This is a genomic window from Paraburkholderia mimosarum LMG 23256 = NBRC 106338, assembly GCF_000739815.1.
GTDB lineage: Bacteria > Pseudomonadota > Gammaproteobacteria > Burkholderiales > Burkholderiaceae > Paraburkholderia > Paraburkholderia mimosarum.
Genome location: NZ_BBJJ01000378.1, coordinates 1 through 520 on the forward strand (window position 1 = coordinate 1; position 520 = coordinate 520).

Sequence of the window (520 nt, forward strand, 5' to 3'; positions counted from 1 at the left end):
CCTCGATCCTGAGCACACGATCGCCGATGCGGGAACCGGTCTGCGTGCCGGGCAAAAAATGGCCTGGCCCGATACGCCGTGTCACGGCGACGTGTTCCACATCATCCAGCAGGGTAAATCACTGGCGACGCTCTGGCATCGTGTCGCCAGTGGCGCTCGCACCGGGCGCGAGCAGCTCGAAGCGCGTCTGGCCAATCCCCGTCGACGTGGTGAGGATAGCCTCCTCGAAGCCGCGCTGGAAACGCTTCGGCGCAATGAAGCCCATGCGCACGAGCTGGCTGCCGACCTGCGCACCCTGGTTCAGTGGCTCGAACGTGACATCCTGTCACTGGCTGGGCCGGACCTCGCGACGCGTCAACGGCTGTTCGATTTCGTGGTTGCCGAACTGCAGCAACGTGAAGCACGGGACCTGTCACGTACAGGCGCATACCGGCGTGCCCTGCAGAACCAGCGCGACGGCCTGCTCGCTTTCGCGGGCCTGCTCGACACAAAACTCGACGCCATTGCACGAACGCACAAC

At 64.4% G+C, this 520-nt stretch carries 1 protein-coding gene; it reads left to right on the forward strand.

What is annotated here, in order from left to right:
• Window positions 1-520 (forward strand): hypothetical protein (locus BMI01S_RS42375; RefSeq protein WP_042293707.1); only part of this gene is annotated, 520 nt, incomplete at both ends.